Genomic DNA, 25,662 nt, shown 5'->3' on the forward strand with positions numbered 1-25,662 from the left:
ATATCTCGGAGTTATCAATGCTGGCTGCTTTTCTACCTCCTTATCCTTTTCGTGCTCAAGTTGCGCCTTATCTTTGGTGCTATTACCGTTTGCTGGGTGAGTGGGCGGATGAATCTGCTTTTTTTATCACCGGGCGCGATTATGTCCGCGCTGCTTGTGATTGGGATGGTCGCTGGGAATGTGACCCCGCGGTACAGGCTCGGTTAGGTTACTCCTTGCCTGTTAACGCCCAGCCTGAGCAACATCATTACGCATGGCTGGATGAGAATAGATTTGATGATTGGCTCAATAAACTCAATGGCAATCCGATAGAGGCGTTTCGGCGCTTCTTGTGCGAGCGCGATGCTGCTTTTGAGCGTGAACTTGAGGCGTTACTGGATGCAGCTCCGGCTCAACTTGAAGCCATCGTCACTATTTGTAATGTTGCGTCACTGGAGGCGGTATGTGCTGCCCGTGGTATTCCCGTCATCCATATTGAATTGGGCCCACTGCGTGGTCCCCTGTATCGCGAGACCGGATATGTTGATTTTCGTGGTGTCAATGGCAACTCTGAGTCAGCACAACGTTATTCCCTCTGCCATGATTGGCAATGGTCAATCACGACACGAGAGTTATTGCAATTTTTCTTGACTCATCCCGAAACCTACCAAGAACTGCCAACGCAAACCGCTTATGAATGTGGTGTTGTATTGCAAGTCGAGGACGACTCTAATCTGGTTGCTTATGGCAATGGAATGAGCAATCTTGCACTGCTGGCTGCCGCACGGCAGAAAGTGGCAGCAGATGATCTGTTGGTGCGCGCTCATCCGGGGAGCTCATTTACACTTAAAACCGCACAAGTTTGTCTCGATAACTCCCCGAATAGTCTATATTTTGTTGCCTTGTGTCGACAGATATTTACTATTAATTCCAGTGTTGGCCTAGAGGCGCTGTTACTGGACAAGCCATTAAAGGTTTGTGGCGATAACTCTTACAATTTTATACTGGAAGCCCATGATGAGGCTGAACGGCTAAGACGGCTCAGTTTCTATCTTTTTGGCTATTTGGTGCCCTTCTCATTGCAATTAAAACCAGCATACTTACGCTTTCGATTGGGCCAACCTGAACAGCACGATATAATCCTTTGTCATGTGAGCGAATACATGCAACAAGATCACCTTGATCCTAACATATTTGATGGTCTCCCTTCTGCGGCGCAAGCGGCTGTTACTATGAAGTTTGCCAATCTTGCTCGCGAGCATCAAGTTGATGTGAGGGTTTGGCAAGAGCGTAATGCGGAACAGACAACCTATATTACCGAACAAGCTGCATTACATGCCAAGCAAGTGGCTGACTACGAAGTTGAAATTTCACGCCAACATCAAGAGTGTCTTTCAATCATTGAGTCACTGCAGAAAAATGTTGATGACGCTCGCAAGCAAGCCGCGATCGCATCTGACCAACTTTCTATAATTGAGCATCAAAAACAATGCATAACGAACAGTTTGTCATGGCGTATAACGATGCCCATTCGAGTAATTGGACGTTTATTACGTGGTGATACTGTGTCACTACAGTATGGTTGGCAACGAGTATGCAATGAAGACGGTCTGCGCGGTAAACTGGCGCGCATGACTCGCCCGTTAGTGCGTCCTATGGTTATTCTTGCCAGAGACCCATCGTTATTAATGAAAGGGTGGCGCAGTTTGCGACATCATGGAATTCGAAAAACGTTACATCGCATTAGCCATGTATTAGGTCACCAATCTCATCATGCAATGCATGAGGTTATTTCATTGGGAGATAAAGATACTGCGGAGTTAGTTATTTTGACTACTGCACACTGTGGTTATCTGGCTGAATTAATGTGTGCAAGCTTGAAGAAAGTGAATATTCATGCAGCCGTTCAATATCAGAGGCCTGAAGAGGGTTATCTGGACGTTTTGCACATTGTTATCTGTCCACAAATGTTTGATGTTTTACCTGGGCAGTATATCGCTTATCAACTTGAACAATCGGTTAGCTCTCGTTGGTTCACAGAGGATTACCTTGCTCGCTTGCAAAATTCCTTAGCCATCTTTGATTACTCTTTAAAAAATATTGCGTTTTTACAAGATAAAGGATTGAGCTATCGCCAGATCTACCATCTGCCAGTGGGTTTTCTTCCGCGGGAGCTTGCCGACTCGGTTCCTGAGACGGTTGATGTGTTATTTTATGGTGACATTAATAATGATAGACGTAGAGCCTATATTGCGGAGCTAAAAAAGCATTTCTCAGTGAAAATCATCAATGATATTTTTGGTGATGCGTTGTATGCTGAAATGTCAAAAGCAAAGGTGATTGTTAACATTCATTATTATGAAGGCGCGCTACTGGAAACAACCAGAATATATGAGTGTTTGTCGCAAAATAAAATCATTGTATCTGAAGAAAGTGCTGATATGGATGAGCATTCGGCATTGTTGCCTCTTGTCGATTTTGTACCAATCAATGATATTGATGAAATGGTAGAGCGAGTTCGCCATTGGGTTCGTGATGATGTTAAACGGAGTGAGCGCAGCATTCAATTAAGAAAGGCATGTGTCGAGACTCCTGATATTTTTTCATATTATTTTCTGAGAGCATTTTTAGCTCACGATCTTATCACGTATGAGCAATTTTATACTGCTGTGGCAGATTCCATTAATTTTGATTCAGATATGGTATGTTTAGGACTGCCGGAAACAGTCTCCCGACGTGCGGATTTTGATAATGATAATCATTATGGGATTCAGTATTTCCCTGGTCTAAGACATCGTCTTGGATGGGTTGGGTGTGGTTTGAGTTATAAATTTCTCTTGCATCGTGCAAAAGACCTAGGGCTTGAACGTATAATGATTTGCGAGGATGATATTGAATTTCCTGAGCATTTTTTATCTCGTCTGGAAAGTGTAAATGATTATCTCAATGAACGAAAAGATTGGGATCTTTTCTCGGGACTGATAGCTAATTTGCATCAAGATACTAATATCTTGGCGTGTACGGAGTATAATGGTCAAAAATATGTCACGATTGACAAAATGACTAGTACTGTAATGAATATCTATTCCAGAGCTTTCTATGAAAAGCTCTTGGGCTGGAATGATAGAAATCATGATGCAAAAACCAATACAATAGATCGTTATATTGAAAGCCGCAGTGATCTACATGTCATTACTACACCAAAATTTTTAGTAGGGCATAAGGAAGAGTTAGATTCCACATTGTGGGGTTTTAATAACAGTACATATCGTGAAATGATCGCGGAAAGTGAAAGGCTTTTGGGGCTAAAGTTAGATGAATTCAGCTCTAAATAATCGTGGTAGTATGAAAAGTATCCACTGGCTCGACATTTGTCGAGCCAGTGCCATCTTGCTGGTTTTGTTATCGCATGGCAGGCGTCTGTTACTTCCTGTCTTTCCAGATGCTCAACTTTTCAAGTTTGGCGGATTTCTCGGTGTCGAGATTTTCTTCGTATTATCTGGGTTTTTAATCGGTTCAATAATTATCGAGAAAAGTTCCCGTAGTAATAATAAATGGTGTTGGATCCCCAATTTCTTGGGTCGCCGTTTTTTGCGAACTTATCCTAATTATTTATTGTTCTTATTATTAAATTGGTTTGTTATCGATTCTTGGCGACCTGAGGCGATGCCGGAGTTATGGCGCTATATGACATTTACGCAAAGTCTGTTGTCACCCCATCCTGGATTTTTTGGGGAGGCGTGGAGTTTAGTCATTGAAGAGATTTTCTATTTATTTATACCTGTGATCATGTTCTTTACTTGGCGTTCTTCAGCTATACAGTCATTGTTGGTTACTCTTTTTATATTGCTAGGGTTTTCGTTTACGATGCGAATAATGAGTGTGTATTCATATCCTGAGTTAACATTCAATCAAGTCAGATCGACAGCATTACTACGCCTTGATTCCATTATGATTGGGGTGTTAACGTCTTACCTCTATTATCATAGTCAATTGTGGCGAGATAGGATAATCAAGGCATCGCCTTTCTTATCGTTATTGTTAATTCCTGTTGTCATTATTTCGATGCAACCAGATGCAGTGATGGACAAAAGTCAATTCCTTAAGGTATTCTTATTTCCAATAGCCAATGTCGCTGCTGCCGGTCTGCTTGTTTTTGGTATGAACTTAAGAGTGAATGATTTATTTTATAGATTGTTAAGACCTGTGGCTAGATGGTCATACTCTGCATATCTCGTAAATTTATTAGTATTAAGTGCTATGGGGTTCTATTTGCCAAATGTGACTGAGGATACTGCTATTTTATATTGGTTTGGTTTTATTCTTACTACGTTAATTGTCTCTGCGGTTATTTATAACGTTTTTGAACGCAATATTTTACTGTGGCGTGATCACTGGATTAAATAGCATGTGCCAATCTTATTTATCTATTTCAGTGGTTACTTATTGCACTGAAAAGTCAATGATAACAAGTGCTTTCAAAAAATTACAGCGAGCAGTCACTGATGCTGGAATTGTGAGTTTTTTGATGGTTGTGGATCACTCTCCATCCAATGACCTGGCTATTAAAAATGAAGATATAAACAAGTGTTTTACAGGTGAGTATGACTTGATTGTTGCACAGTCAAATCCTGGGTTTGGTGTCGGTCATAACCGTGCATTACAGACTGATGCTAAATATCATCTTATCCTGAATCCAGATCTTGAAGTTGCTCCAGATGCACTGAACAATGCCCTCGAATTTATGGAGCAACATCCGGATTGCGGATTGTTGACGCCTTTCGCTACATGGGAAGATGGTGAGGTACAACGGCTTTGTAAACGCTATCCCACCGTATTTGATTTACTGTTGCGTGGTTTTGCACCCGAGTTTGTGAAGAAGTTATTCCAGACGCGTTTGGCGAAATATGAGATGGTAGATCAGCTCAACAATCTTGACGTGCTGTGGGACCCGCCCATTGTCAGTGGTTGTTTTATGCTGTTTCGCACAGATGTTTTGCAGCAGCTTGGAGGGTTTGACCCTCGCTTCTTCCTCTATTTTGAAGATTTTGACATCAGTTTACGGGCAGGAAAGATCAGCCGGATTGCCTATGTCCCTCAGGTGAGGGTCGTTCATCATGGTGGGCATGCATCTCGCAAAGGCTGGCGCCATATCTGGATGTTTGGGCGTTCCATGGTGACTTTCTTCAATATTCACGGTTGGCGTTGGTGGTAATGGCAGATATCAAAAGTACAGTCTTGGTCACAGGTGCCAACGGATTTGTAGGCAAAGCGGTCTGTGAACACTTGCTGGCGCAGGGGGCGAATGTTAAAGGAGCGGTGCGAAGTCACTCGCGGGCTTCTTACCATGTTCAGGCTCCCTCTCTGACTGCGGATGCCAACTGGACAGCCCAATTGCAACAGGTGGATGTGGTTGTTCACTGTGCTGCCAGGGTGCATGTGATGTCGGATACCGCGACAGATCCCCTGGCTGCATTTCGAGCGGTGAATACAGAGAGCACCCTCACGCTTGCTCGACAAGCGGCTGAGGCTGGGGTGAAGCGCTTCATCTTTATCAGCTCGATCAAAGTGAATGGCGAGCAGACCGAGCTTGGCAAGCCATTTGATGAGAATGTGCAAAGTCCGCCAGAAGATCCCTATGGACGCTCGAAGTATGAGGCGGAACAGGGGTTGATGGCACTCGCGAAAGAGTGTGATATGGCTGTAACCATCATCCGTCCTCCTCTTATTTACGGGGAAGGGGTGAAGGCTAACTTTGCCAGCATGATGACGTGGATGCGCAAAGGGATCCCGCTCCCTTTTGCCCGTTTGACTAATGCGCGTAGCCTGTTGGCGTTACCTAATCTGTGTGACTTCATTGCCCATGTGATGGCGCACCCTGCTGCAGTGAATCAGGTCTTTTTAGTCGCAGATCCTGTCGCTGTGTCGACGTCTCAGTTGTTAGCGGCGATAGCAGAAGCAGAAGGGGTTAGCTGTCGGCTTTTTTATCTCCCACCAGGAGTAATAAGAGGGCTTGGACGCTGTTTGGGAATTGATGCCAAGCTACAACGGATTTATGGCTCTCTGGAAATGGATACCCGCAAGGCTCAGAGCCGATTACAATGGTCGGCACCCTATTCGCTCTCTCAGACCCTATCTCTGATGGCGTCGATCCATAGTGAGTCGTCTTGATGCTGGCATTTGTTTTGTTGTCGATATTTTGTCTTTTTCTTTCAATCACCATGACCGGCCTGCTCAGGCGCTACGCACAGACCCGCTTGCTTGACCAACCCAATCATCGCAGTTCGCATCAGGTGCCTACCCCGAGAGGCGGTGGCATGGCTATCGTGGCGACCTTTCTGCTGGCAGCCCCGTTATTTGTCACCCTTATCCCACTGCCCTCCGGTATGTCCCAGAGCAGCTTTGCATTGATATGGGCTGCGGCGTTGGGGATTGCCTTGGTTGGTTTTATCGATGACCACATCTCTCTCAAGCCCCGAACCCGCCTGATTGTGCAGAGCATGGCGGCAGCTTTGGTGGTTTCTGCGGTTGATGGTTTGCCAGCGCTGACCTTCTTTGGTTGGCAGCTGGATCTTGCCTGGTTTGGTTACCTGCTGGCCTGGCTGGGGGTGATCTGGTTTATCAACCTGTACAACTTTATGGATGGCATCGATGGCTTGGCAGCAGGTGAAGCCGTTGTCGTCTGTCTGTTCATGGGGTTATTTCACTATCTGGTTGGCGGGGAGTGGTCGTCTGCCAGTTTGAGCCTGCTACTGGGGATTTCGGCGGCGGGCTTCTTGTGCTGGAATTTTCCGCCCGCCAGGATCTTTATGGGGGATGGTGGCAGCGGATTTCTTGGTTTGATGCTGGCTTCCCTGATGCTGCTGGATGCTGTTTCTGCGCCTCAATTCCTGTGGGCATGGCTCGTCATGCTCGGAGTCTTTGTGGTTGATGCGACCTGGACGTTACTAAATCGCTATCGTCTGAAATGTCGTCTGAGCGAGGCGCATCGTACTCATGGCTATCAATATCTGGCGAGACGTTGGCAAAGTCATCGAAACGTGACATTGGCTGTGCTTCTTATAAATAGCCTATGGCTTGCGCCGATCGCTGTCATGATTGTATTGGGCCAGCTCGATGGTGTGATCGGTCTGGTCATTGCCTACTTGCCGTTAGCCTTTCTTGCGTATCACCTGAATGCAGGAGTACCAGAATGAAAAATGAGCTTTTACCCGGAGGGGGCTGGCTACTGACTTGTCTGGGCTCCCTATCACGATCCAGTAAGCGTGTCATCTCTGTCGCCGTTGATATGCTCTTGATCACCATGACCTATTGGGGAGCGTACTGGATCCGGCTTGAACATAACTGGCCCATCGATAGCCCTCATCACTGGGCACTCCTTGGCGCAATTATTGTTGTCAGCATCAGTTTGTTTGTACGGCTGGGGCTCTATCGCGCAGTACTCCGATATGTCAGCTTTAGGGTCTTATGGACAATCTCGCTAGGGGCATTTCTTTCAACCTGTTTCTTTGTTCTCTCTGCGTTTTACTTTGATATCTTTCTGCCCAGAACGGTATCTGTTATCTATCTCTCCTTTTTGGTGTTGCTGGTCGGTGGTGTGCGGCTGTTTTTCCGAGCGCTGCTCAATACCACTCGTCTGGCTCGTACCCAGGTGTTGATCTATGGAGCGGGTTCTTCGGGTCGACAGCTGCAAATGGCCTTGTTGCAAGGTAATGAGTTTTATCCCGTCGCCTTTATTGATGACGATCCCGCCAAACAGGGATGCGTGATCCAGGGCTGTACCGTTTATCACAGTGCTCAATTGCCAGCCCTGATTGACCACCATGGGGTACAGAAGATTTTGCTGGCCATGCCGAGCAGCACTAGAGCGCGTCGTCAGGAGGTGATCAATGCACTTGAGCCCCTCTCTTGCGAAGTGCTTTCCATCCCGGGGATGGCCGATCTTGTCAATGGCTCGGCTCGCATAGATCAGCTCAATGAGGTTTCCATCGACGATCTGTTGGGCAGAGACCCGGTAGAGCCGGTGACAAAATTAATGGAAGCCAATATCACAGGCAAAGCGGTTATGGTGACAGGTGCCGGTGGCTCTATTGGTTCTGAGCTCTGCCGCCAGATTTTGCGGTGTCGGCCATCCACCCTGGTACTGTTCGAACTATCCGAATACGCCCTCTATGTCTTGCACAAAAACCTGCGGGAGCAGTGTCAGCGTGAAGAAATCGAAACGGATCTGGTGCCGTTACTGGGGTCAGTGCAGCGCCAGCATCGTCTCAAGACGGTGATGCAGAGCTTCAGGATCCAGACCGTTTACCATGCGGCGGCTTACAAGCATGTCCCGCTGGTTGAGTTCAACATCATTGAAGGGGTACGCAACAACGTATTTGGAACACTGTATGCTGCACAGGCTGCCATTGAGGCTGGGGTCGAGACATTCGTGCTGATCTCCACCGACAAAGCCGTGCGGCCGACCAATACCATGGGCGCCAGCAAGCGTATGGCCGAGTTGATCTTGCAAGCCTTGACCCGTGAAAAGCATCAAACCCGTTTTTGTATGGTGCGTTTTGGCAATGTGCTTGGATCTTCGGGTTCTGTGGTACCGTTATTCAGACAGCAGATAGATAAAGGAGGGCCCATTACCCTGACTCATCCCGACATCATCCGTTACTTCATGACAATACCTGAGGCTGCCCAGCTGGTGATCCAGGCTGGCGCAATGGGGGAGGGGGGCGACGTATTTGTTCTCGATATGGGGCAACCGGTACGGATCATGGAGCTGGCGAAGCGCATGATACGCCTGAGTGGTCTGACCTTGCGTGATGAGCAGCGGCCCGATGGTGATATTGCCATCGAGGTGACGGGGTTGCGGCCGGGTGAAAAGCTCTACGAAGAGTTACTGATTGGTGATGATGCCAGAGGAACCGAACACCCCAGGATCATGATGGCACAAGAGAGCTGGCTGCCATGGTCTCGGCTGCGACCCTTGCTAGCTTCGCTGGATGAGGCCTGTCACCGTTTTGATCACCAACAAGTACGTGACATTCTTATGTATGCCCCTGCGGCCTTTGAGCCAACAGATGGGATTTGTGATCTTGTGTGGCTAGCGAAGCAGCAGCATACAATAACGGAGAACATCGTGAAGCTACCGGTACACAATGTTCATTTTTTGCTGGCTAGAAATTGAGTTACCTGTTTCTATAATGAGGTAACTTGGATGCGATTAGGCCAGATTATAGCATTTTATCGAGAATATGCCGCAATTATTACTAATGTTAGTATTTTATTATTTGAAAAAATGGTGACCATTGGGTTGGTTTTTTTTTGCGAGGGGGTAATTAGTCATCTGCTCGGTGTGTCGTTATATGGGAAATGGCTATATTCGCTCAATGCCGTCATTTTATTGTCATCAGTTACATTGATTGCCGGCTCGGAAGTTGTTGTTCCGGCATTAGTTCGGCATCCTCATTTGCGTTGGAAGATACTATCTTCAGTATTTATTTTTCGTCTACTTTTCGCTTTGGTTGCTTTGCTTGTCACATTAGTCTACGCAAATTTTATTGTCGCAGATCAAGATGTAAGATTAATGCTGATGCTATTGGCACTGGCGCTCATTTTTAATGAACCATTTTCAGTAATAGCCAACTACTATCAAGCCACCACAAATATAGGTATTGTTGTAGCGATTCGTCTTGCAATTTTATTATTAAGGGTGCTTTTGGTAAGCCTCGCTCTTTTACTTTCATCTTATTTCATCATCTATTCAAGCAGGGCAATAGAAGCATTGTTTTTAGCTATGTCACTGAGTTATGTTATTTATTTTAGAGGTGGCATCTGGGACTGGCATAAAAAAGTGGCAGTGGTAATATTAAGTCGAGGTGGGGCGCTCTGGATACCATTAATGCTGATGCTGACTTATATGAGGATTGATCGCTTTTTCATCGAGCATTACTTAGGGTATGAACAACTAGCCATGTATGGTGTAGCTAGTCAAATGCTAGAGCAGGGCGTACTTGTACTTGGTATAGTTGTGCAGTCTATAGCGCCAATGATGTTATATGGGCGCAGAGTAAAAAAAATACATACGGTCTGTTTAGGGCTGTTATTAGTTGCATGTATCTTGCAATTAATGGGTTGGTTGTGGCTACATAAAATTGTCTATTTTATATTTGGAAAAGATTATGAGTTAGCAGCAGAATTAGCTATTATGATGTTGCCTGCGCTTTCTTTTTTCGCTGTGGATAGCGTTTTGATGCAACGATTATACCGTGACAAAAAATATTTTTTGATAATGTGCAAGTGGTTCTTTCTATTAATTATAAGCATATTCAACTATTGGCTGTTGCTAAAAGTATTTCGTTCCGGTGACATTTACATCGTTTACATAACTAATGCTTTTTTGATGATGGCTGCGACGATGTCGATATACTTCATTCATCAATATAAAGGTTGCGTGTGTAAGGTCGTGCAATGATAACAATAATGACGCCAACTTATAACAGAGCATATGTTTTACCAAGGTTGTATGACAGTTTGTGTCAGCAGACAAGGCAGGACTTTGAATGGCTCGTAATCGATGACGGTAGCACTGATGGTACCGCTGAGCTTATTTTTGATTATAGAGTTAAATCTGACTTTTCAATCAATTATTTTTATAAAGAAAATGGAGGGAAACATCGCGCTATAAATGAAGGTGTGGTTCATGCGACCGGTGATTGGATTATCATTGTGGATAGTGATGACTTATTAACTGGTGATGCTGTTGCCAAGCTATATGATGTTATGAATCATATTGGCTCGGAATTTGTTGGGATGTGTTTTAGAAAAGCAACATTATCTGGTCACATGATTGGTATCTCCGGCACCGGATGGAGCAAGTCAATGGTAATGCAGCCCATAATGGCAGGGCATGTATTAAAAGGTGACTTGGCTTATGTTTTTCGCACTAATGTTATGCGTGAGTGTCCTTTTCCTGAGTTCCCTGGCGAAAAGTTTGTACCAGAGTTATATATATGGAATAAAATTGCCGATATAGGTAAGATAGTTTTTTATGTAGACCAAGTAATATACTTGTGTGAATATCTTCCTGATGGCTACACCTCAAATTTTAAAAAAAATCTAAGAAGTAATCCATGTGGTTTTGGTTTGTTTTATCGAGACCAGGTGATCCGAGATACTCGATTATTCGGCAAGGTCAAAGCATGTGTCAGAAGTCTCCAGTGCATTCTTTACTGTTGGTTGAAGAAATAGCATGAAAATTGCGATGGTAATCACAGGTCTTGGTATGGGGGGCGCTGAACGACAAGTGTGCGATTTGGCAGATCAATTTATTAGATTGGGCCACCATATATTAATTATCTCGATGACCGGTGAAATTAGCAATCGCCCACATTCGACTGCAGCAGACATCGTTTCACTGCAGATGAGGAAAACTCCATTTAGTGTTTTCAAAGCATACTGGCAGGCGATCAGGTTACTTAATCAATATAAACCGGATGTGGTGCATAGTCATATGGTGCATGCAAATATTTTTGCTCGGTTATTACGATTGTTTGTATCATTTCCGAAGCTTATCTGCTCTGCACATAGTGTTAATGAGGGAAGAGGGTGGCGGATATTGGCATACCGGCTTACCGAAAGGTTATGTGATCTTAACACAAACGTAAGCCAAGAAGCAGTCGAGGCTTTTATTAAACAAGGTGCGGTATCTGCCGGGCGAATGAAAGTCATGTATAATGGTATTGATACGGAGCGTTTTTATTTTAACGCCACAGTCAGAAATAAATTACGCTCTCAGCTTGGGATTGATGACAATAACATATTGTTAATTTCAGTAGGCAGACTGACCGCTGCCAAGGACTATACAAATTTGCTTGTTGCATTTGCGATGTTATCTTCGAGATCCAATAATGTTAAGTTGGTCATTATAGGTGAGGGTGAGCAAAAAGAATACTTAACCACAATCGCTAGCGCACAAGGGATTAGCGAGCGAGTTCATTTCTTGGGGCTGCGCTATGATGTTGAAGATTGGATGAGTGCAGCAGATATATTTGTGTTGTCATCAGCTTGGGAGGGGTTTGGTTTAGTTGTGGCTGAGGCTATGGCTAGTGAGCGGGTAGTGGTTGCCACCGATTGTGGTGGAGTGAGGGAAGTGGTTGGCTCTGCTGGATTGCTTGTCCCCTCTAAAAATAGTCAGCAGCTATTTACCGCGATTGAGCAGGCTATGATGCTTTCGCCGCTTGAGAGAGAGGTGATGACTAGGGAGGCTCGGATTCGGGTTATTAGCCATTATTCAATAGAGACTATCTGTCTGCGTTGGTTAAATTTGTACCAGGACTACACATGAGCAAACATCTTTGTATGGTGAGCAATACAGCGTGGTCAATGTGGAATTTTCGCCGCGGATTATTATCTGCACTTATACAACATGGATATCGCATAACCATTGTTGCTCCACCTGATAATACAGTTTTTTTGCTCTGTGATTTGGGGTGTTCATTTATACCGTTGGCACTATCCCCTAAAGGAGTCAACCCAATTGTTGAACTAAAATTAATATTTGATTTCGTAAGAATATATAGAAGAATTAATGCGGATTTAATTATCCATTATACGGTAAAACCAAATATATATGGTTCTTTTGCTGCACACCTTTGTCGCACACCTGCCTTGGCTATAACCACTGGGTTAGGATATGCCTTTATGAATGATGGTTGGGTGCCTAAAGTAGTAAGATTGCTTTATAAATTCGCGTTTAAATATCCTAAGATAGTCATTTTTTTAAATGAAGATGATCGCTTTGAATTTGTATCAAGACAGTTGGTAGATGAAAGAAAGACTCTGTTACTGCCTGGCGAGGGTGTTGATGTGAGTTTTTTTTATCCTTCAGAGAAATTTGCTGAAGATGACTCGGTTAGTTTTTTGCTCATTGCGCGGTTGTTATGGGATAAGGGGATTGGAGAATATGTAGCAGCCGCAAAGCAGATTCACATTAGTCATCCAAACATAAAGTTTAAATTGTTAGGCGATGTTCAGGCTGATAACCCACGAGCGATCGGATATGCACAGTTGCATGAATGGATCAATGAAGGTGTGCTGGAATATCTAGGTACTACACATGATGTTAGGCCTATCATAATGGAAAGCGATTGTATTGTGTTACCTTCTTATCGCGAAGGATTGCCAAGAACTATGATCGAAGCTGCTGCAATGGCAAAGCCAATTATTGTTACCGATGTTCCTGGATGTAGAGATGTACTGCTACATGAGAAAACCGGGTTACTCTGTCAAGCTAGAAATGTGTCATCATTGACTGATGCAATGATGACATTCATACGGATGACTACAGCTCAAAGAACCTTGATGGGTAATGCTGGGAGGCGATTAGTCAGTGCCAGATTTGATGAAAAAAAAATCATTGGCATATATTTTGATTTATTGGCTCAGCATATCGATGGCGTTCCCCCTGTGGTTGATAACTAAAATGAGTTTTTCATGATAAATAATAGCTATTATCCATATGGTGGTCGTTGTTATGACCTTTTACGGTTTAATTATACAATGATGTTCTTTTTTACATCCTTGGTGTCAACATTACTACCTTCATTTTTGTTTTGGGGAGTTGACTTTTGGAGTTTCCTTGATAATGTAAAAATAAACACACTTTTAGGCATCTTTATAACATGTATTACGGCTGGTTTTTTCCTGAGTCGAGTGCTTTGCTATCCTGGAGTTAATGCCTTATCTTATATGATTCCAACAGTAACCGCAGTGTATGGTATATTATTCGGTGTGTTACTGCTATTTCGTCTTGAGTATAGTAGGCCAGTAATTATAAGCTCATATATATTGGCTTTAGTTTCTTGCTGGATTATTTATGACTTAGGGGTACGATCTGGCAAAGTTAAGTATTATATCATCCCGGTTGGCAATTATCAGAAACTGTGTGCCTTGACTGCTGCTGAATGGAATATTCTTCACAAACCTGATTTTTCTCTGTTCTGTGGTAATGCCGTAGTTGCTGACTTTCACTCATCTGATTTAACGAGTGAATGGAAAAAGTTATTAACTGATTTCGTTTTGTTAGGGATACCAATCTATCATAGCAAAACTATATATGCATCATTAACAGGCCGAGTGAGCGTTGAACAATTATATGAGAATGATTTTGGCTCCGCTATTCCATCGTTGTTTTATTTTCATTTAAAAAGACTTGCTGATTTTTTGATTGTTATAATTTCATTTCCGTTTTTTATGCCGGTAATAATTATAACGGCAATTTTAATAAAGCTGGAAAGCCCCGGCCCTGTTTTCTTTAAGCAAAAAAGAGTTGGGTTTGGTAATAAAGACTTTGTAATGTATAAATTTCGTAGTATGCATGACAGTTCATCATTAGACAATGCATGTTTTGCTCAGAAAGCTGACAAACGGATTACCCGTGTTGGTCATTTTATTCGTAAATATAGAATTGATGAGCTCCCGCAATTTTTTAATGTTCTTAAAGGGGATATGAGCTTGATTGGTCCACGACCTGAACAGCGTTTTTTTGTAGAGAAATTTGAGTCTGAGCTACCATTCTATATGTATCGTCATATGGTCCGTCCTGGTATAAGTGGATGGGCTCAGGTTATGCATGGCTACTCAGCTGATACAGATAGTACTCGTATAAAATTAGAGTATGATTTTTATTATATTAGGAATTTTTCGCTTTGGCTTGATCTATTAATAGTAATCAAAACTATTAAAACAATGCTGACAGGGTTTGGGGCTCGTTGAGTATACGGAAAGAATATATGAGCAGCTTGTATTGGATTTTATCTTCATCATACTGGTTACTTGGAGTGCATTTTTTTATGCACAATCCTGGTGGTGCGGGTCTGTATCTGCCCTTTAATGCGTGTGGATGGATCTTTGCGTCTTTGGCAATGGGGCTGGGACTGTGGCAGGTGACGTTACGTCAACGTCTGGTCTTTTCTCCATTACAAGCGGGTTTATGGATAGGAGCTCTCTTGCTACTGCTCCCGATGCTCTATCCCAGCTTTGCACTCAAGGATTATGCCATTCCCCGATTGCTGGGACTTTTTGCTGGTCTGCTGTTTTTGTTTGGTCTCTATCAATGGGGCTTTAATCGGCCGAAGCGTGAGCGCTTGCTCTATCTCATCCTGATTGCGATCGCGATGGAGGCAGTGCTCGGTCTGGTTCAGTTCTATCTGTTGACGCCGGGTAACTGGATTGGCTACGACACTAAAATCAATCGTCCATACGGGATCTTTCAACAGCCAAACGTGATGGCGACGTTTATGGCGACTGGGATTGCCCTTGCCATCTGGCTGGAACTGCGTAGAGAGGGTGGCCGCTTGCTGATGGCTCTGCGCTATGGCGTCATTCTATCTGCATCATTGTTACTGGTGGTTTTACAATCCCGAGTGGGGCAATTAGGTGGCCTGTTAGCCCTGTTCTTATTGATGCCTCAACTTTATCGACAACGCCTGCTATGGCGTATGTTGGGTCTGGTTATCTTGGCTGTGGCCATTGGCCTGTTATCACAATATTGGATGGCTGGAGCCAAGCGTGGGCTGGAGATCTATCAGTCTGGTGGTATGCGCTCTATTTATTGGCCCTATGCTGCCAAACTGATTGCACAGGCTCCCTGGAGTGGTTGGGGATACGGCAGTTTTGAATCTGTTTTTCTCCATCACTATATGGCTGATAAAGCGCTGAATCCGTCCATGGTGCAGATTGAGTACAATCTTGACCACCCCCACAACGAGTTTCTCTATTGGGCTGTTGAGGGCGGTATTGCACCCATGGCCGGCATGGTGATCATGGGGGGCGCATTATTATGGCGTCTGGCAAGTGTGCGTTGGGTAAATGCCATGGGACTGCTTGCTCTGGTTACACCGATCTTGCTTCATACCCAGACGGAATACCCGCTCTACCATGCGATCGTGTTATGGTGGCTGTTGCTGATGCTGATTTATATCATCGATACCGAAATTGAAGAGACCAACCTGGCGAGTCAGGGTTTCTCATCATGGTGGGATATGGAGTGCCGCCCATGGTTGTTACTGCGATTTATGGCGGTTGCTATCCCGCTGCTGGCCGTTCCCTTTATGCTTACAGCCATTCACACCGCATGGGTAGTCACCAAATATGAACGGGGTGGGTATAAAGAGCCGACTTTGCTACTTGATATCGTCAATCCCATGGCTTGGTTGACCCGAGTGGAATTTGATGTGAACTCGGTTCGTCTGATGGTGGGCTTGCAGACAAATAACAAGACCGAACTGGAAGCTTATCTGGAGTGGGGGCAGGCATTCGTACGCCATACACCCCGTGCCAACATATACGCCAATATGGTGATCGCGCTTAATGCATTGGGTCGTACAGAGGAAGCCAATGCGATGCGAGCTGAAGCACTTAAGCTCTATCCAACCGAGCCCCTTTTAACTGGATCCGCTTCACAGGCAGTGATGACCGGTGTTGATCAATCAGGCAAGAATATAACCAAAAATAAATAGTGCTATTTGGCTACATAGAAAGCCAGCCCTTAAAAACGGCTGGTTTTTTTATTGTTTACCTTCTGAACGGCCAGTATCCGAACAGTCTGTTTTCGGACGCATACGTCTGTCAAATGGGCTACGAAAAGCATATTTGAAATGTCATTCGCTGTTCTCAACCAATTGATTAATATGTGATTTTATTGGTGGTGTCGAATGGGTTGATAGTCAGTTTGGATATCCCCTCATCATCGGGGGACGGGACAGGATCTAGACATGTTCATTGCTAAACAGATAGGCGTAGTCTTGTCACATGATGTTGAACGTATGGTAGAAATGTGCGCTCAGGCTTATAAGTCAGGTTACTGAGTTAGTTTTGTTGGATGCTGAACAGGAAATTAATGAGTCTTGAAATACTGATGTTTCTTGAGCGCAAGATGGTAATCACCTCTCTACCCAGATGATCTGCATTCCAGCCAGTTTGTTATTGATAGTGGCAAGCATTCGATCTTGATGGTGAAATTTAAGAAAAAAAGAACGTTAATATAGAAAAACTGTATGTTCTCGCTAATTGTCCATGCTATTCTGAAACAGTTATCCCTGTAACCGACTTTTTTGTGAGGAAATAATGAACGAGTTTCTGAAAGTTCTGCTGAACATTCGCAGTCTGCGTGCGGCTATTCGTGAGCTGCCTTTTGAGCAACTGCTGGAAGCTAAAGAGAAGTTTGACCTGGTTTACCAAGAGCGCGCCGATTCTGTTGAACAGGAGCGTGCTGAACAGGAAGAGCGTCAGCGCAAGCTGAATGAATTCACCGAAATGCTGCAGCAGGCTGGTATTGATCCTCGCGAGCTGTTGGCGACTGCCGCAGCTCCGGCTGCTGCGACTGGCGCTGCCAAGAGCAAGCGTGCTCCGCGTCCGGCTAAATACAAGTACGAAGAAGATGGCCAGGAAAAAACCTGGACCGGTCAAGGCCGTATGCCGAAAGCCATTGCTGCTCAAGTAGCACTGGGTAAAGACCTGAACGATTTCCTGATCTAATTCGTCAGGTTCAGAGATTGAATAATGCCGCCTTTGAGCGGCATTATTTTTGCCGTTTTACTCGTGGTTATCCAATCTGCCCCTTCACCCCATTGTTATCTACATCCTCGCTTGTATCCTTTTTACCATCGTTTCACTTCACTGTTACTTTGCTCAATATCACTCATTGTTTGCGATTAATTTTGTCGTGCAGGATTAACTGCGTGATATCGCTTTTTGTATGCGTCGTGCAGATATGCGCTTCGGATATGTCTCTCATGATTCACGGGGCGCCGCTTGGCAAGAGCCGAGCTCTCTGCTGATGGAATATCCGGTAACCGTTATCTCCGATCAGGGTGCGTGAGGGATAGAGAGAGTCGCAAAGTATGGCCGGGATATTCAGGGTCGCCGATGCATGTAATTGGCTGCGCTGCCATGACTGCCCCTGATAATGGGTAATGAAGTTCGGCTGCAGTGTGGGAGAGGAAATTCTGTATGGTCTATGGCGATGATATTCCCCACTCTACAGGCAGAGTGGGGAATAGCCAGGTGAAGCGCTATCGGGGCGTCACACTATCGCTGCCACCCAGGGCGCGATAGATTTTGGCTGTGGTGGTGAGCTGCTCTTTTTGCTGGGCCAGCAGGCTCTGCTGGGCATCCCACAGTCGGTTCTGCTCATCAAGCCAGGCTTGCACGCCGGTCGCACCCGCCTGGAAGCGAGCCTTGGCCAGTCGTTCGGCCTCCTGGGCATAACTCAGTTGTTCCTGCAGATAATCGAGTCGCTGCTGGCCATAGTGGCGTGCGGCCAGATTGTCTTCCACCTCCACCAGTGCGGTGTAGAGCTGTTTGCGAAACTCGGTTTCAGCAATCTGGTAATCCAGCTCTGAGCTTTCGATGGCGAGCTGGGTGCGGTTGTATTCAAGGAAGGGGAGGGCGAGGCTGGCTCCCAGCGTACCTACCGGATTTTGCAGCACCTGCGCCAATCTATCGGATGCGGTGCTGGCGCTGCCAGTCAGGGTCAGGCTGGGGTAGAAGCTGGTGCGGATCTCGTCCCCCTTTGCCAGCGTCTTGCGCAGCCGCAATTCGGCCGCTTTGACATCGGGGCGGCGAGCCAGCACATCGGCTGGAATACCCACTGCAAGTTCAGGAATGGTCTGCTTTGCAAGGGAAGCGGGTGCATACTCCAGCGACCCGCTGCTGCGGCCCAGCAACAGACGCAGGGCATTGCGAGCTTGCTCCTGCTGCGCCTTGAGGGAGGCCAGCTCAGCCTGTTTTCCGGCCAACTGTTGGCGTGCCTGCGCCAGATCGAGTCGGGTAATGGCGCCTGCCTGGTATTTGGTCTGGGTCAGCTGCTCGGTACGGGTCAGGTTGGCCAGCTGCTGTTCTCCGAGTGCGATGGCAGAGCCGAGATAGCCGAGCTGCCAATACTGCTCCAGGGTATTGCCGATCAGCAGGAGTCGGGTGCTGGCGAGATCTTGCTCGCTTGCCGCCGCCTCCCAGCTTGCCTGATCCCGCACCGAGGCGAGCTTGCCCCACAAATCTACTTCGTAACTGAGGCTCAGCGAGGGACCCAGACTGTTGGTGCCTTTGCCGGTTTTCAGATCCTTGTTGCCGCTGGCGGCGATAGTGCCATTGACCGAAGGCGTGAGGTTGGTATCGGCCTGCTCGGCGCCCAGTCGGGCGCTTTTGAGCTTGAGGGCCGCCACACGCATGTCCGGGTTGGCGGCCAGTACCGCGTCGACCAGTTTGTCGAGCTGGGGATCATGAAATTCCCGCCACCAGGGGCCTGCCTGCGCAGCCAGTTGGGCGCCCTCTGCCTGTTGCCATGTGGGGGCGATCGCCAGCTCGGGTCTTTGATAGGTGCTGTGCTGACTGCAGCCGCTGAGGGCCATGCAGAGAGCCAGCCAGGAGAGTTTGTGCATTGTTATTCCCTCGCCAGTGCGACAACAGGGTCGAGCCGCGCCGCATTGCGTGCCGGCAGGTAACCAAACAGGATCCCGATGAGTGACGAGCAGCCAAAGGCCATCAGGATGGAGAAGAGCGAGAACTGCATCTTGATGGAATCCACCAGCAGTGAAAAGAGTGCACCAATGCCTAGCGAGAGGCCGACGCCGAAGATCCCCCCCAGTAGGCTGACCATTACAGCTTCAATCAGAAATTGCTGCAGGATATCCGACTGGCGGGCGCCCACGGCCATACGAATGCCGATCTCGCGGGTGCGCTCCACCACCGACACCAGCATGATGTTCATCACGCCCACCCCGCCGACGATCAGCGAGATCACCGCGATGGCCGAGACCATCAGGGTCATGGTGGCCGTGGTTTTCTCTACCGATTTGATGATGCTGTCGCTGCTGAAGGTGAAGAAATCCTTCACCCCGTGACGCTTGGTGATCAACTCGATCACCGCCTGCTCGGCCAGTGCCGGTTGTACCCCGTCTTTGACCCGGATGGTGATTTGGCTGAAGTGGTGCTGCGAGATGAGGCGACTCATCACCGCGCTGTAGGGCAGCCAGATATTGACCGACTGGCTGGTGGGGCCGAAGCCGGTCTCCTGCGAAACCACACCGACAATCCGCACCGGCAAGGTACCGACCAATACCACCTTGCCGACCGGCTCCTCCTTGCCAAGCAGGCTGGTGATGCTCTTCTTGTCCACCACGGCAACGGCGGCACGCTGCTGGATATCCTGCCACTCCAGTAAGCGACCACTGACCAGCGTCATCCCCTTCACCTTGAAATAGTCGTTACCGACCCCGGTCACATTGCCGCTGTTGGTCTTGTTGCGGTAGCGCAACTGCCCTGAGCTGCCGATCTCGGGGCTGGCGCCCGCAAGATAGGGCTGCCCCAGCAGGGCATCGAGATCCCCCTTGTTGAGGGTCTGGATGCTGGCCATCTTCTCATCGCCCCATCCCTTGCCCGGGAAGATTTCGATGGTGTTGGTGCCCATCGCATTGATCTGGTCGATCACCTTGGCGCGCGCGCCCTGACCAAGAGCGACCACGCTCACCACGGCGGCGATGCCGATGATGATGCCGAGCATGGTGAGGAAGGTGCGCATCCGGTGGGCGAGCATGGCATGCATCGCCATCCGTCCCGCTTCCCGATAGCGATCCCAGTCGTGACCCATGGCGCCTTTAGTGGGAGCTATTTTTTGAGCGGCTACAGCGGTGGCTGGGGCCAACATGGCCGTTTGGCAGGGGCCGCTATCTTGTTCAATCCGACCATCCTTGAGAGTGATGATCCGGTCGGCATGGCTGGCCACGTTCATATCGTGGGTGACCAGAATGATGGTGTGGCCCTGAGCGTGCAGCTCCTTGAGGATCGCCATCACCTCCTTGCCGCTCTGGCTATCCAGTGCGCCGGTCGGTTCATCGGCGAGGATCACTTCGCCGCCATTGGCCAGCGCCCGGGCGATACTGACCCGCTGCTGCTGACCGCCGGAGAGCTGACCCGGGGTGTGGTGGCTGCGATCGGCCAGCCCCAGTCTGCCCAGCAGCTGACGCGCGCGCGCCTGGCGATCCGGGCGGCTGGTGCCAGCATAGACAGCTGGGATCTCCACGTTGGCGGCGGCATCGAGATGGGGCAGCAGGTGGTAGCGCTGAAAGATAAAGCCGAAGTGGTGGCAGCGCAGCTGGGCCAGCGCCAACGCATCCATAGTGGCAGTGTCCTGACCGCGAAACAGATACTGGCCGCTACTTGGGCTATCGAGACAACCCAACAGGTTCATCAGGGTCGACTTGCCGGAGCCGGACGCGCCGACAATGGCGATCATCTCTCCTGCCGAGATGGTGAGGTCAAGAGGGTGGAGCACGGTGACTTCGCTGTCGCCGCTCTGGTAGCGTCGCTCGACCCCTTTCAGCTGGATCAACGGCAGCTGGTTCAGGGGCTCACTCATAGCATCACCGCCATCTCATCATTGTCGGCGGGGGCACCGTGATTGAGCTGCACCTCCTCCTTCTCACTCAGCCCGCTGATCACCTCAATGCGGATCTCATCCTTCATACCGGTCTTGATATGGCGGGTTTCGGTCGTCTCATCGTCCTTGATCACGGTGACTTCATACTCGTTGTCACCCAGCGACTTGCCGAGGGCGGTTTGCGGCACAGTGAGCACCTGCTTGCGCTCGCCGAGCACAATGGTCACCTGGGTGGTCATTGCGACCCGCAGGGTATGGTCGGGATTGGGTACATCGAACAGGGCGTAGTAGTAGACAGCCGCATTGCTGGTGGTGGTACCTGTGGTGGCCTGATCGTTGATGTTGGTAGGCGCTAACTCCACGGCGCGAAGCGTACCCTGATAGCGGGTATCCGGATCGCCGATCAGGGTGAAGTAGACCGGCATGCCGGCTTTGACCTTGGTGACATCGGCTTCGGAGATCTGCGCCTTGACCGTCATGGTCTCGAGGTTGGCCAGCTTGAGCACGGTCGGAACCGTCTGGCTGGCCGCCAGGGTCTGGCCCTGACGGGTCACAATGCTGATGACGGTGCCATCCATCGGTGCCAGGATCTTGGTGTAGCCCAGCTCGGTCTTGGCCCGATCAACCTTGATCAGGGCGTTGTCGATATTGGCCTGACTGTTCTGCAGTTCGGCGCGGGTGACCGCCAGCAGTGCCTCGGCACTCTCCAGATCGGCCCGTGAGCTCGCCTCCTGCTTGAACATCTGCTGCTGGCGCCGCCAGGCGAGCTCGTTCTGTTTGAGTTGCGCCTGCTTGATCTTGAGCTGGGCGCGGTTGCTGGCAAGCTCCGCCTCGGCCGTCTTGAGGTTGTTCTGGGCAATCAGGGGATCGATCTCGGCCAGCAGGTCTCCCTGTTTGACCTGATCACCGGCCTCGACGGCTAGCTTGGTAACCTGACCGGAGACTTGTGCCCCCACATCCACCTGCTCCACGGCCTGCAGCACGCCACTGGCCAGTACGGTCTGGGCAATATCCTCGCGGGTCACCTGAGCGGTCAGCATCGCCTTGGGTGGTTGACTGGGCCAGAGTAGCCAGCCGAGGAGCGCCACGGCGATCAGCATGGTGATGGCCAGGGTTCTCTGCTTGGGGGTTATGTTCATCGATCACCTGAATGGAAACGGAAAAGGTTGTGCGCGGCGATTATCCTGCAGCAAAGCCCTGATAAATAACAACCGCAAATATGTAAGCAAAGTTATGGCGTTAACTGTCAATAATCCGTGAAAGGAGTAAGCGAGAGACCGCAGTGATGAGCAAGATGGTCAGCAAGAGGATAGGGGTGCCGCTGGCGGTGGCTATGAAAAAGCCCTGCGCAGAGGCAGGGCTTTGGAATAGGTGATGGCGAGGGAGGATCAGGCCTTGGCCAGCAGATCCATCACCCAGGGCAGACCCTGCTTCTTGCGGCTGACAAAGCCTGGGTGGTAGCTGGACTCTGCCGGTACTTTCGGGTGTGCAGTAAAGTAGATGCGGCTGGCTGCGGCCGTCAGGTCAGTCACCATCAGCACGAAGAAGTCGAGCCCTTCGCTCGCCACGCGCTGGGCCATCTCCTGCTGCAGGGTTTCGATCTGGTCGGCAAGCTGTTGTTCGCTGCCCACTTCAATCTGGCTAATGATGAAGTTCAGACCTTCGGCTTGGAATGCCTTCTCATCCTGCTGCAACAGTTGAGCCGGAGTCAGGCCGCTCAGGTCGGTTTTCGCCATCAGCAGCTGTTGGCCGAACTCGGCCAGCGATACTTCGGCCAGCGGTGCAAGACGCTCGCAGGCGATCTTGTCCTGCTCGGTGGTGGTGGGCGAGGTGAGACAGAGGGTGTCGCTCATGATGGCACCCAGCATCAGGCGAGCCTGGCTGCGGGTTACAGTGCCTTGCTGGCTCAGCAGATCGAAGGCGATGGTGCAGGTGCAGCCGACAGCCCGGATCCAGGCATCCAGCGGAGACTGGGTGACCAGAGTGCCGAGACGGTGGTGATCCACTAGGCCCAGTACATTGGCTTGTGCCAGTGTGGCAGGGCCCTGTTCCAGATCACTGAAATCCACCAGCCAGACATCTTCACCGGTCAGATCTTTGGTCAGCAACTCGGGTTCGCTGACGCCAGCCTGCTCCAGAATAAAACGGGTTTCAGTGCGCAGGTCACCCAGACGCCATGGGGTGGCCTGACGGCCCTGGCCATTGAGCCAGTCGGTGATAACCAGCGCACTGCAGATACTGTCGCTATCAGGATTCTTGTGACCAAAAACGTGGATCATAGACAAAGCCTCACAATTGGATACCCATAAAGGGGGGCAACACTATGCGAAATCCGCCACATGAAGGCAACCGGATCCACGCCCATGTTGCTGCCAGCTTCGCCTAACTCGCCATTTTATTGATCTGGGTCGGTAATCCTGACGCGAGTTCGGTGCTCACAGCTGGCTATTGGCTATTGCTGACTGTGGAGGCTATGGCGCTCGCCTGTGCCTGCGAAGTCAGCATGTTCGGTCAGCCCTGTCAGTCGTCATCGCTGCAAATCGGCGTTTTGGCCTGATTCAACGGCGCAGCAGCTCGCGGGCATTGGCCAATGTGTTGTCGGTGATCTGGTCGCCACCGAGCAGGCGTGCCAGCTCATTGAGGCGGGCATTCTGGTCGAGTGCATCCATCCGGGTTTCGGTGGTTTTGCCATCGGTATGCTTGCTCACCACCATATGCTGGTGGCCGTTGCCTGCCACCTGAGGCAAATGAGTGACCACCATCACCTGAGTGGACTCGCCGAGCTGGCGCAGCAGGCGCCCCACCACGGCGGCAGTCGGGCCGCTGATCCCCACATCCACTTCGTCGAAAATCAGGGTCGGGGTGGAGACCTTGCGAGCGCTGATCACCACGATGGCGAGGCTGATACGTGACAGTTCACCGCCCGAAGCTACCTTGCCAAGCGGCTGGATGGGCTGACCTGGGTTGGTGGTGACCATAAATTCCACCCGATCTATACCCAGCGGAGAGAGGCTGCTCTGGGCATCGGGGCGCACCTCGATGGCAAAGCGGCCATCGGGCATCGCCAGTTCGTGCATGCTGCTGGTTACCTTGGCGCCCAACTCCTGGGCGTAACGCTGACGGCTCTGGCTCAGGGCCTCGGCGGCTTGGACAAAAGCCTGACGGGCCTCGGCCAGCTCATCTTCCATCCCCTCTAACCGCTCCTCATCGGAGTTGAGGCGAGCAAGATCAGAGGCCAGCTCCTGATGGTGCAGGGCCAGATCCGCCGGTTTGACGTGGTGCTTGCGGGCCAGATTGATCGCCTTGGAGAGGCGGGCTTCCAGCTCGTTGAAACGCTCGGGGTCCAGCTCCAGCCGATCGAGATAGCTGCGCAGTTCGCTGTGGCTCTCCTGCACCCCGATCAGCGCTTCGTTCAGCATCTCCAGTACCGGATTGAGGCGGCTGTCCATGCTGACCAGCACCTCGGCTCGATCGACGGCTGATTGCAGCAGGCCAGCGATAGTGGTCTCTTCGTTGTCATAGAGCAGATCGAGGCAAGCCCCGCACTCCTGCATCAGCTCTGTGCCGTTGGCCAGACGCTGGTGCTCCTCCTCTATCTCTTCAAACTCCCCCGGCTGCAGGGCAAATTCGTCCAGCTCCTGCACCTGATACTCGATCAGTTGGCGACGGGCCTCCCGCTGTTGCTGCTCGGCCTTGAGCCGGTTCAGCTCGTTTTGCAGTTGGCGCCACTGCTGATAGTGCTGGCGTACCTCGTCGAGCAGCAGATGGTGACCGGCATAACCGTCGAGCAGGGCGAGCTGGTAGTCGGGTTTGAGCAGCATCTGGTGGGCATGCTGACCGTGTACGTTGACCAGCAGCTGACCCAGATTCTTGAGCTGGGTGAGGGGGACAGGCACGCCGTTGATATAGCTGCGTGAGCGCCCCTCGGCGGAGATGACTCGCCGCACGATACATTCACCTTCGTTTTCCAGCTCGTTGGTAGCGAGCCAGGCGCGGGCGGCCGGATTGTTGTCCAGCAGGAAACGGGCGCTGACCTCGCTTTTGTCGCTATCGGGTCGCACCATGCCGGCTTCGGCCCGCTCTCCGAGGCAGAGACCGAGAGCATCGATGGCGATGGATTTACCGGCGCCGGTCTCACCTGTGATGCAGGTCATGCCCGGTTGCAGATCGAGTTCGAGAAACTTGACGATGGCGAAGTTGTTGACGGTCAGCTGGGTCAGCATGGTCTCATCCTGTATAGGTCAACATTACTGTGT

18 protein-coding genes are annotated in these 25,662 nt (G+C 49.3%); 13 read left to right on the plus strand and 5 right to left on the minus strand.

Going from position 1 to position 25,662, the window contains the following annotated elements; all coding sequences use genetic code 11:
- The first annotated feature begins 17 nt into the window (after positions 1 to 17).
- The 13 genes from AB5Y84_RS07120 to AB5Y84_RS07180 all read left to right on the plus strand — a co-directional run bounded on the left by AB5Y84_RS07120 (position 18) and on the right by AB5Y84_RS07180 (position 17,508).
- Positions 18 to 3,314, plus strand: coding sequence for a glycosyltransferase family 25 protein (locus AB5Y84_RS07120; RefSeq protein ID WP_368176663.1), 3,297 nt, complete (start codon positions 18 to 20; stop codon positions 3,312 to 3,314).
- Between the two features lie 10 nt (positions 3,315 to 3,324).
- Entirely contained in the window at positions 3,325 to 4,386 is a 1,062-nt protein-coding gene (locus AB5Y84_RS07125; RefSeq protein ID WP_368176664.1) for an acyltransferase family protein, read from the plus strand.
- A gap of 1 nt (position 4,387) precedes the next feature.
- On the plus strand, positions 4,388 to 5,194 hold the full coding sequence (locus AB5Y84_RS07130) for a glycosyltransferase (protein ID WP_368176665.1): 807 nt from the start codon (positions 4,388 to 4,390) through the stop codon (positions 5,192 to 5,194).
- On the plus strand, positions 5,194 to 6,150 hold the full coding sequence (locus AB5Y84_RS07135) for a UDP-glucose 4-epimerase family protein (RefSeq protein ID WP_368176666.1): 957 nt from the start codon (positions 5,194 to 5,196) through the stop codon (positions 6,148 to 6,150). The genes AB5Y84_RS07130 and AB5Y84_RS07135 overlap by 1 nt, the downstream gene beginning before the upstream one ends.
- Positions 6,150 to 7,175: a glycosyltransferase family 4 protein gene (locus tag AB5Y84_RS07140; protein WP_368176667.1), complete on the plus strand. Its 1,026-nt coding sequence runs from the start codon at positions 6,150 to 6,152 to the stop codon at positions 7,173 to 7,175. Before AB5Y84_RS07135 ends, AB5Y84_RS07140 begins: the two co-directional genes overlap by 1 nt.
- Complete coding sequence (locus tag AB5Y84_RS07145; protein WP_368176668.1) at positions 7,172 to 9,157, plus strand: polysaccharide biosynthesis protein; 1,986 nt, start codon at positions 7,172 to 7,174, stop codon at positions 9,155 to 9,157. The genes AB5Y84_RS07140 and AB5Y84_RS07145 overlap by 4 nt, the downstream gene beginning before the upstream one ends.
- A gap of 30 nt (positions 9,158 to 9,187) precedes the next feature.
- Positions 9,188 to 10,444, plus strand: coding sequence for a lipopolysaccharide biosynthesis protein (locus AB5Y84_RS07150; RefSeq protein ID WP_368176669.1), 1,257 nt, complete (start codon positions 9,188 to 9,190; stop codon positions 10,442 to 10,444).
- Positions 10,445 to 10,452: 8 nt separating this feature from the next.
- Complete coding sequence (locus AB5Y84_RS07155) at positions 10,453 to 11,220, plus strand: glycosyltransferase family A protein (RefSeq protein ID WP_265781655.1); 768 nt, start codon at positions 10,453 to 10,455, stop codon at positions 11,218 to 11,220.
- Position 11,221: 1 nt separating this feature from the next.
- Positions 11,222 to 12,316 carry a glycosyltransferase gene (locus tag AB5Y84_RS07160; RefSeq protein WP_041202272.1) on the plus strand — a complete coding sequence of 365 codons (1,095 nt, stop codon included), beginning with the start codon at positions 11,222 to 11,224 and terminating at the stop codon, positions 12,314 to 12,316.
- The gene (locus tag AB5Y84_RS07165; protein WP_005338060.1) at positions 12,313 to 13,452 is read left to right on the plus strand and encodes a glycosyltransferase family 4 protein; all 1,140 of its coding nucleotides are present in this window, start codon (positions 12,313 to 12,315) and stop codon (positions 13,450 to 13,452) included. The genes AB5Y84_RS07160 and AB5Y84_RS07165 overlap by 4 nt, the downstream gene beginning before the upstream one ends.
- Positions 13,453 to 13,464: 12 nt before the next feature.
- Positions 13,465 to 14,745, plus strand: a complete 1,281-nt coding sequence (locus AB5Y84_RS07170) for a sugar transferase (RefSeq protein WP_005338058.1) — start codon at positions 13,465 to 13,467, stop codon at positions 14,743 to 14,745.
- Between the two features lie 17 nt (positions 14,746 to 14,762).
- Positions 14,763 to 16,490, plus strand: a complete 1,728-nt coding sequence (locus tag AB5Y84_RS07175; RefSeq protein ID WP_368176670.1) for a Wzy polymerase domain-containing protein — start codon at positions 14,763 to 14,765, stop codon at positions 16,488 to 16,490.
- A 607-nt stretch (positions 16,491 to 17,097) separates the two neighbouring features.
- Positions 17,098 to 17,508, plus strand: coding sequence for an H-NS family nucleoid-associated regulatory protein (locus tag AB5Y84_RS07180; RefSeq protein ID WP_005344269.1), 411 nt, complete (start codon positions 17,098 to 17,100; stop codon positions 17,506 to 17,508).
- A gap of 536 nt (positions 17,509 to 18,044) precedes the next feature.
- Here AB5Y84_RS07180 and AB5Y84_RS07185 read toward each other — a convergent pair.
- The 5 genes from AB5Y84_RS07185 to recN form a co-directional block, all read right to left on the minus strand.
- A complete protein-coding gene (locus AB5Y84_RS07185; RefSeq protein WP_259583724.1) occupies positions 18,045 to 19,409 on the minus strand; it encodes an efflux transporter outer membrane subunit in 1,365 nt (454 codons plus the stop codon).
- Positions 19,410 to 19,411: 2 nt separating this feature from the next.
- Positions 19,412 to 21,385 (minus strand): MacB family efflux pump subunit, encoded by a 1,974-nt coding sequence (locus AB5Y84_RS07190; RefSeq protein WP_368176671.1) that lies wholly within the window; start codon positions 21,383 to 21,385, stop codon positions 19,412 to 19,414.
- Positions 21,382 to 22,545 (minus strand): macrolide transporter subunit MacA, encoded by a 1,164-nt coding sequence (macA, locus tag AB5Y84_RS07195; RefSeq protein WP_213389203.1) that lies wholly within the window; start codon positions 22,543 to 22,545, stop codon positions 21,382 to 21,384. The genes AB5Y84_RS07190 and macA overlap by 4 nt, the downstream gene beginning before the upstream one ends.
- Positions 22,546 to 22,794: 249 nt before the next feature.
- Positions 22,795 to 23,685, minus strand: coding sequence for a manganese-dependent inorganic pyrophosphatase (locus AB5Y84_RS07200; RefSeq protein ID WP_368176672.1), 891 nt, complete (start codon positions 23,683 to 23,685; stop codon positions 22,795 to 22,797).
- Between the two features lie 279 nt (positions 23,686 to 23,964).
- Positions 23,965 to 25,629, minus strand: a complete 1,665-nt coding sequence (gene recN / locus AB5Y84_RS07205) for a DNA repair protein RecN (protein WP_368176673.1) — start codon at positions 25,627 to 25,629, stop codon at positions 23,965 to 23,967.
- Between the last annotated feature and the right edge of the window lie 33 nt (positions 25,630 to 25,662).

Source organism: Aeromonas sp. s11 (assembly GCF_040907945.1).
Lineage (GTDB): Bacteria > Pseudomonadota > Gammaproteobacteria > Enterobacterales > Aeromonadaceae > Aeromonas > Aeromonas veronii.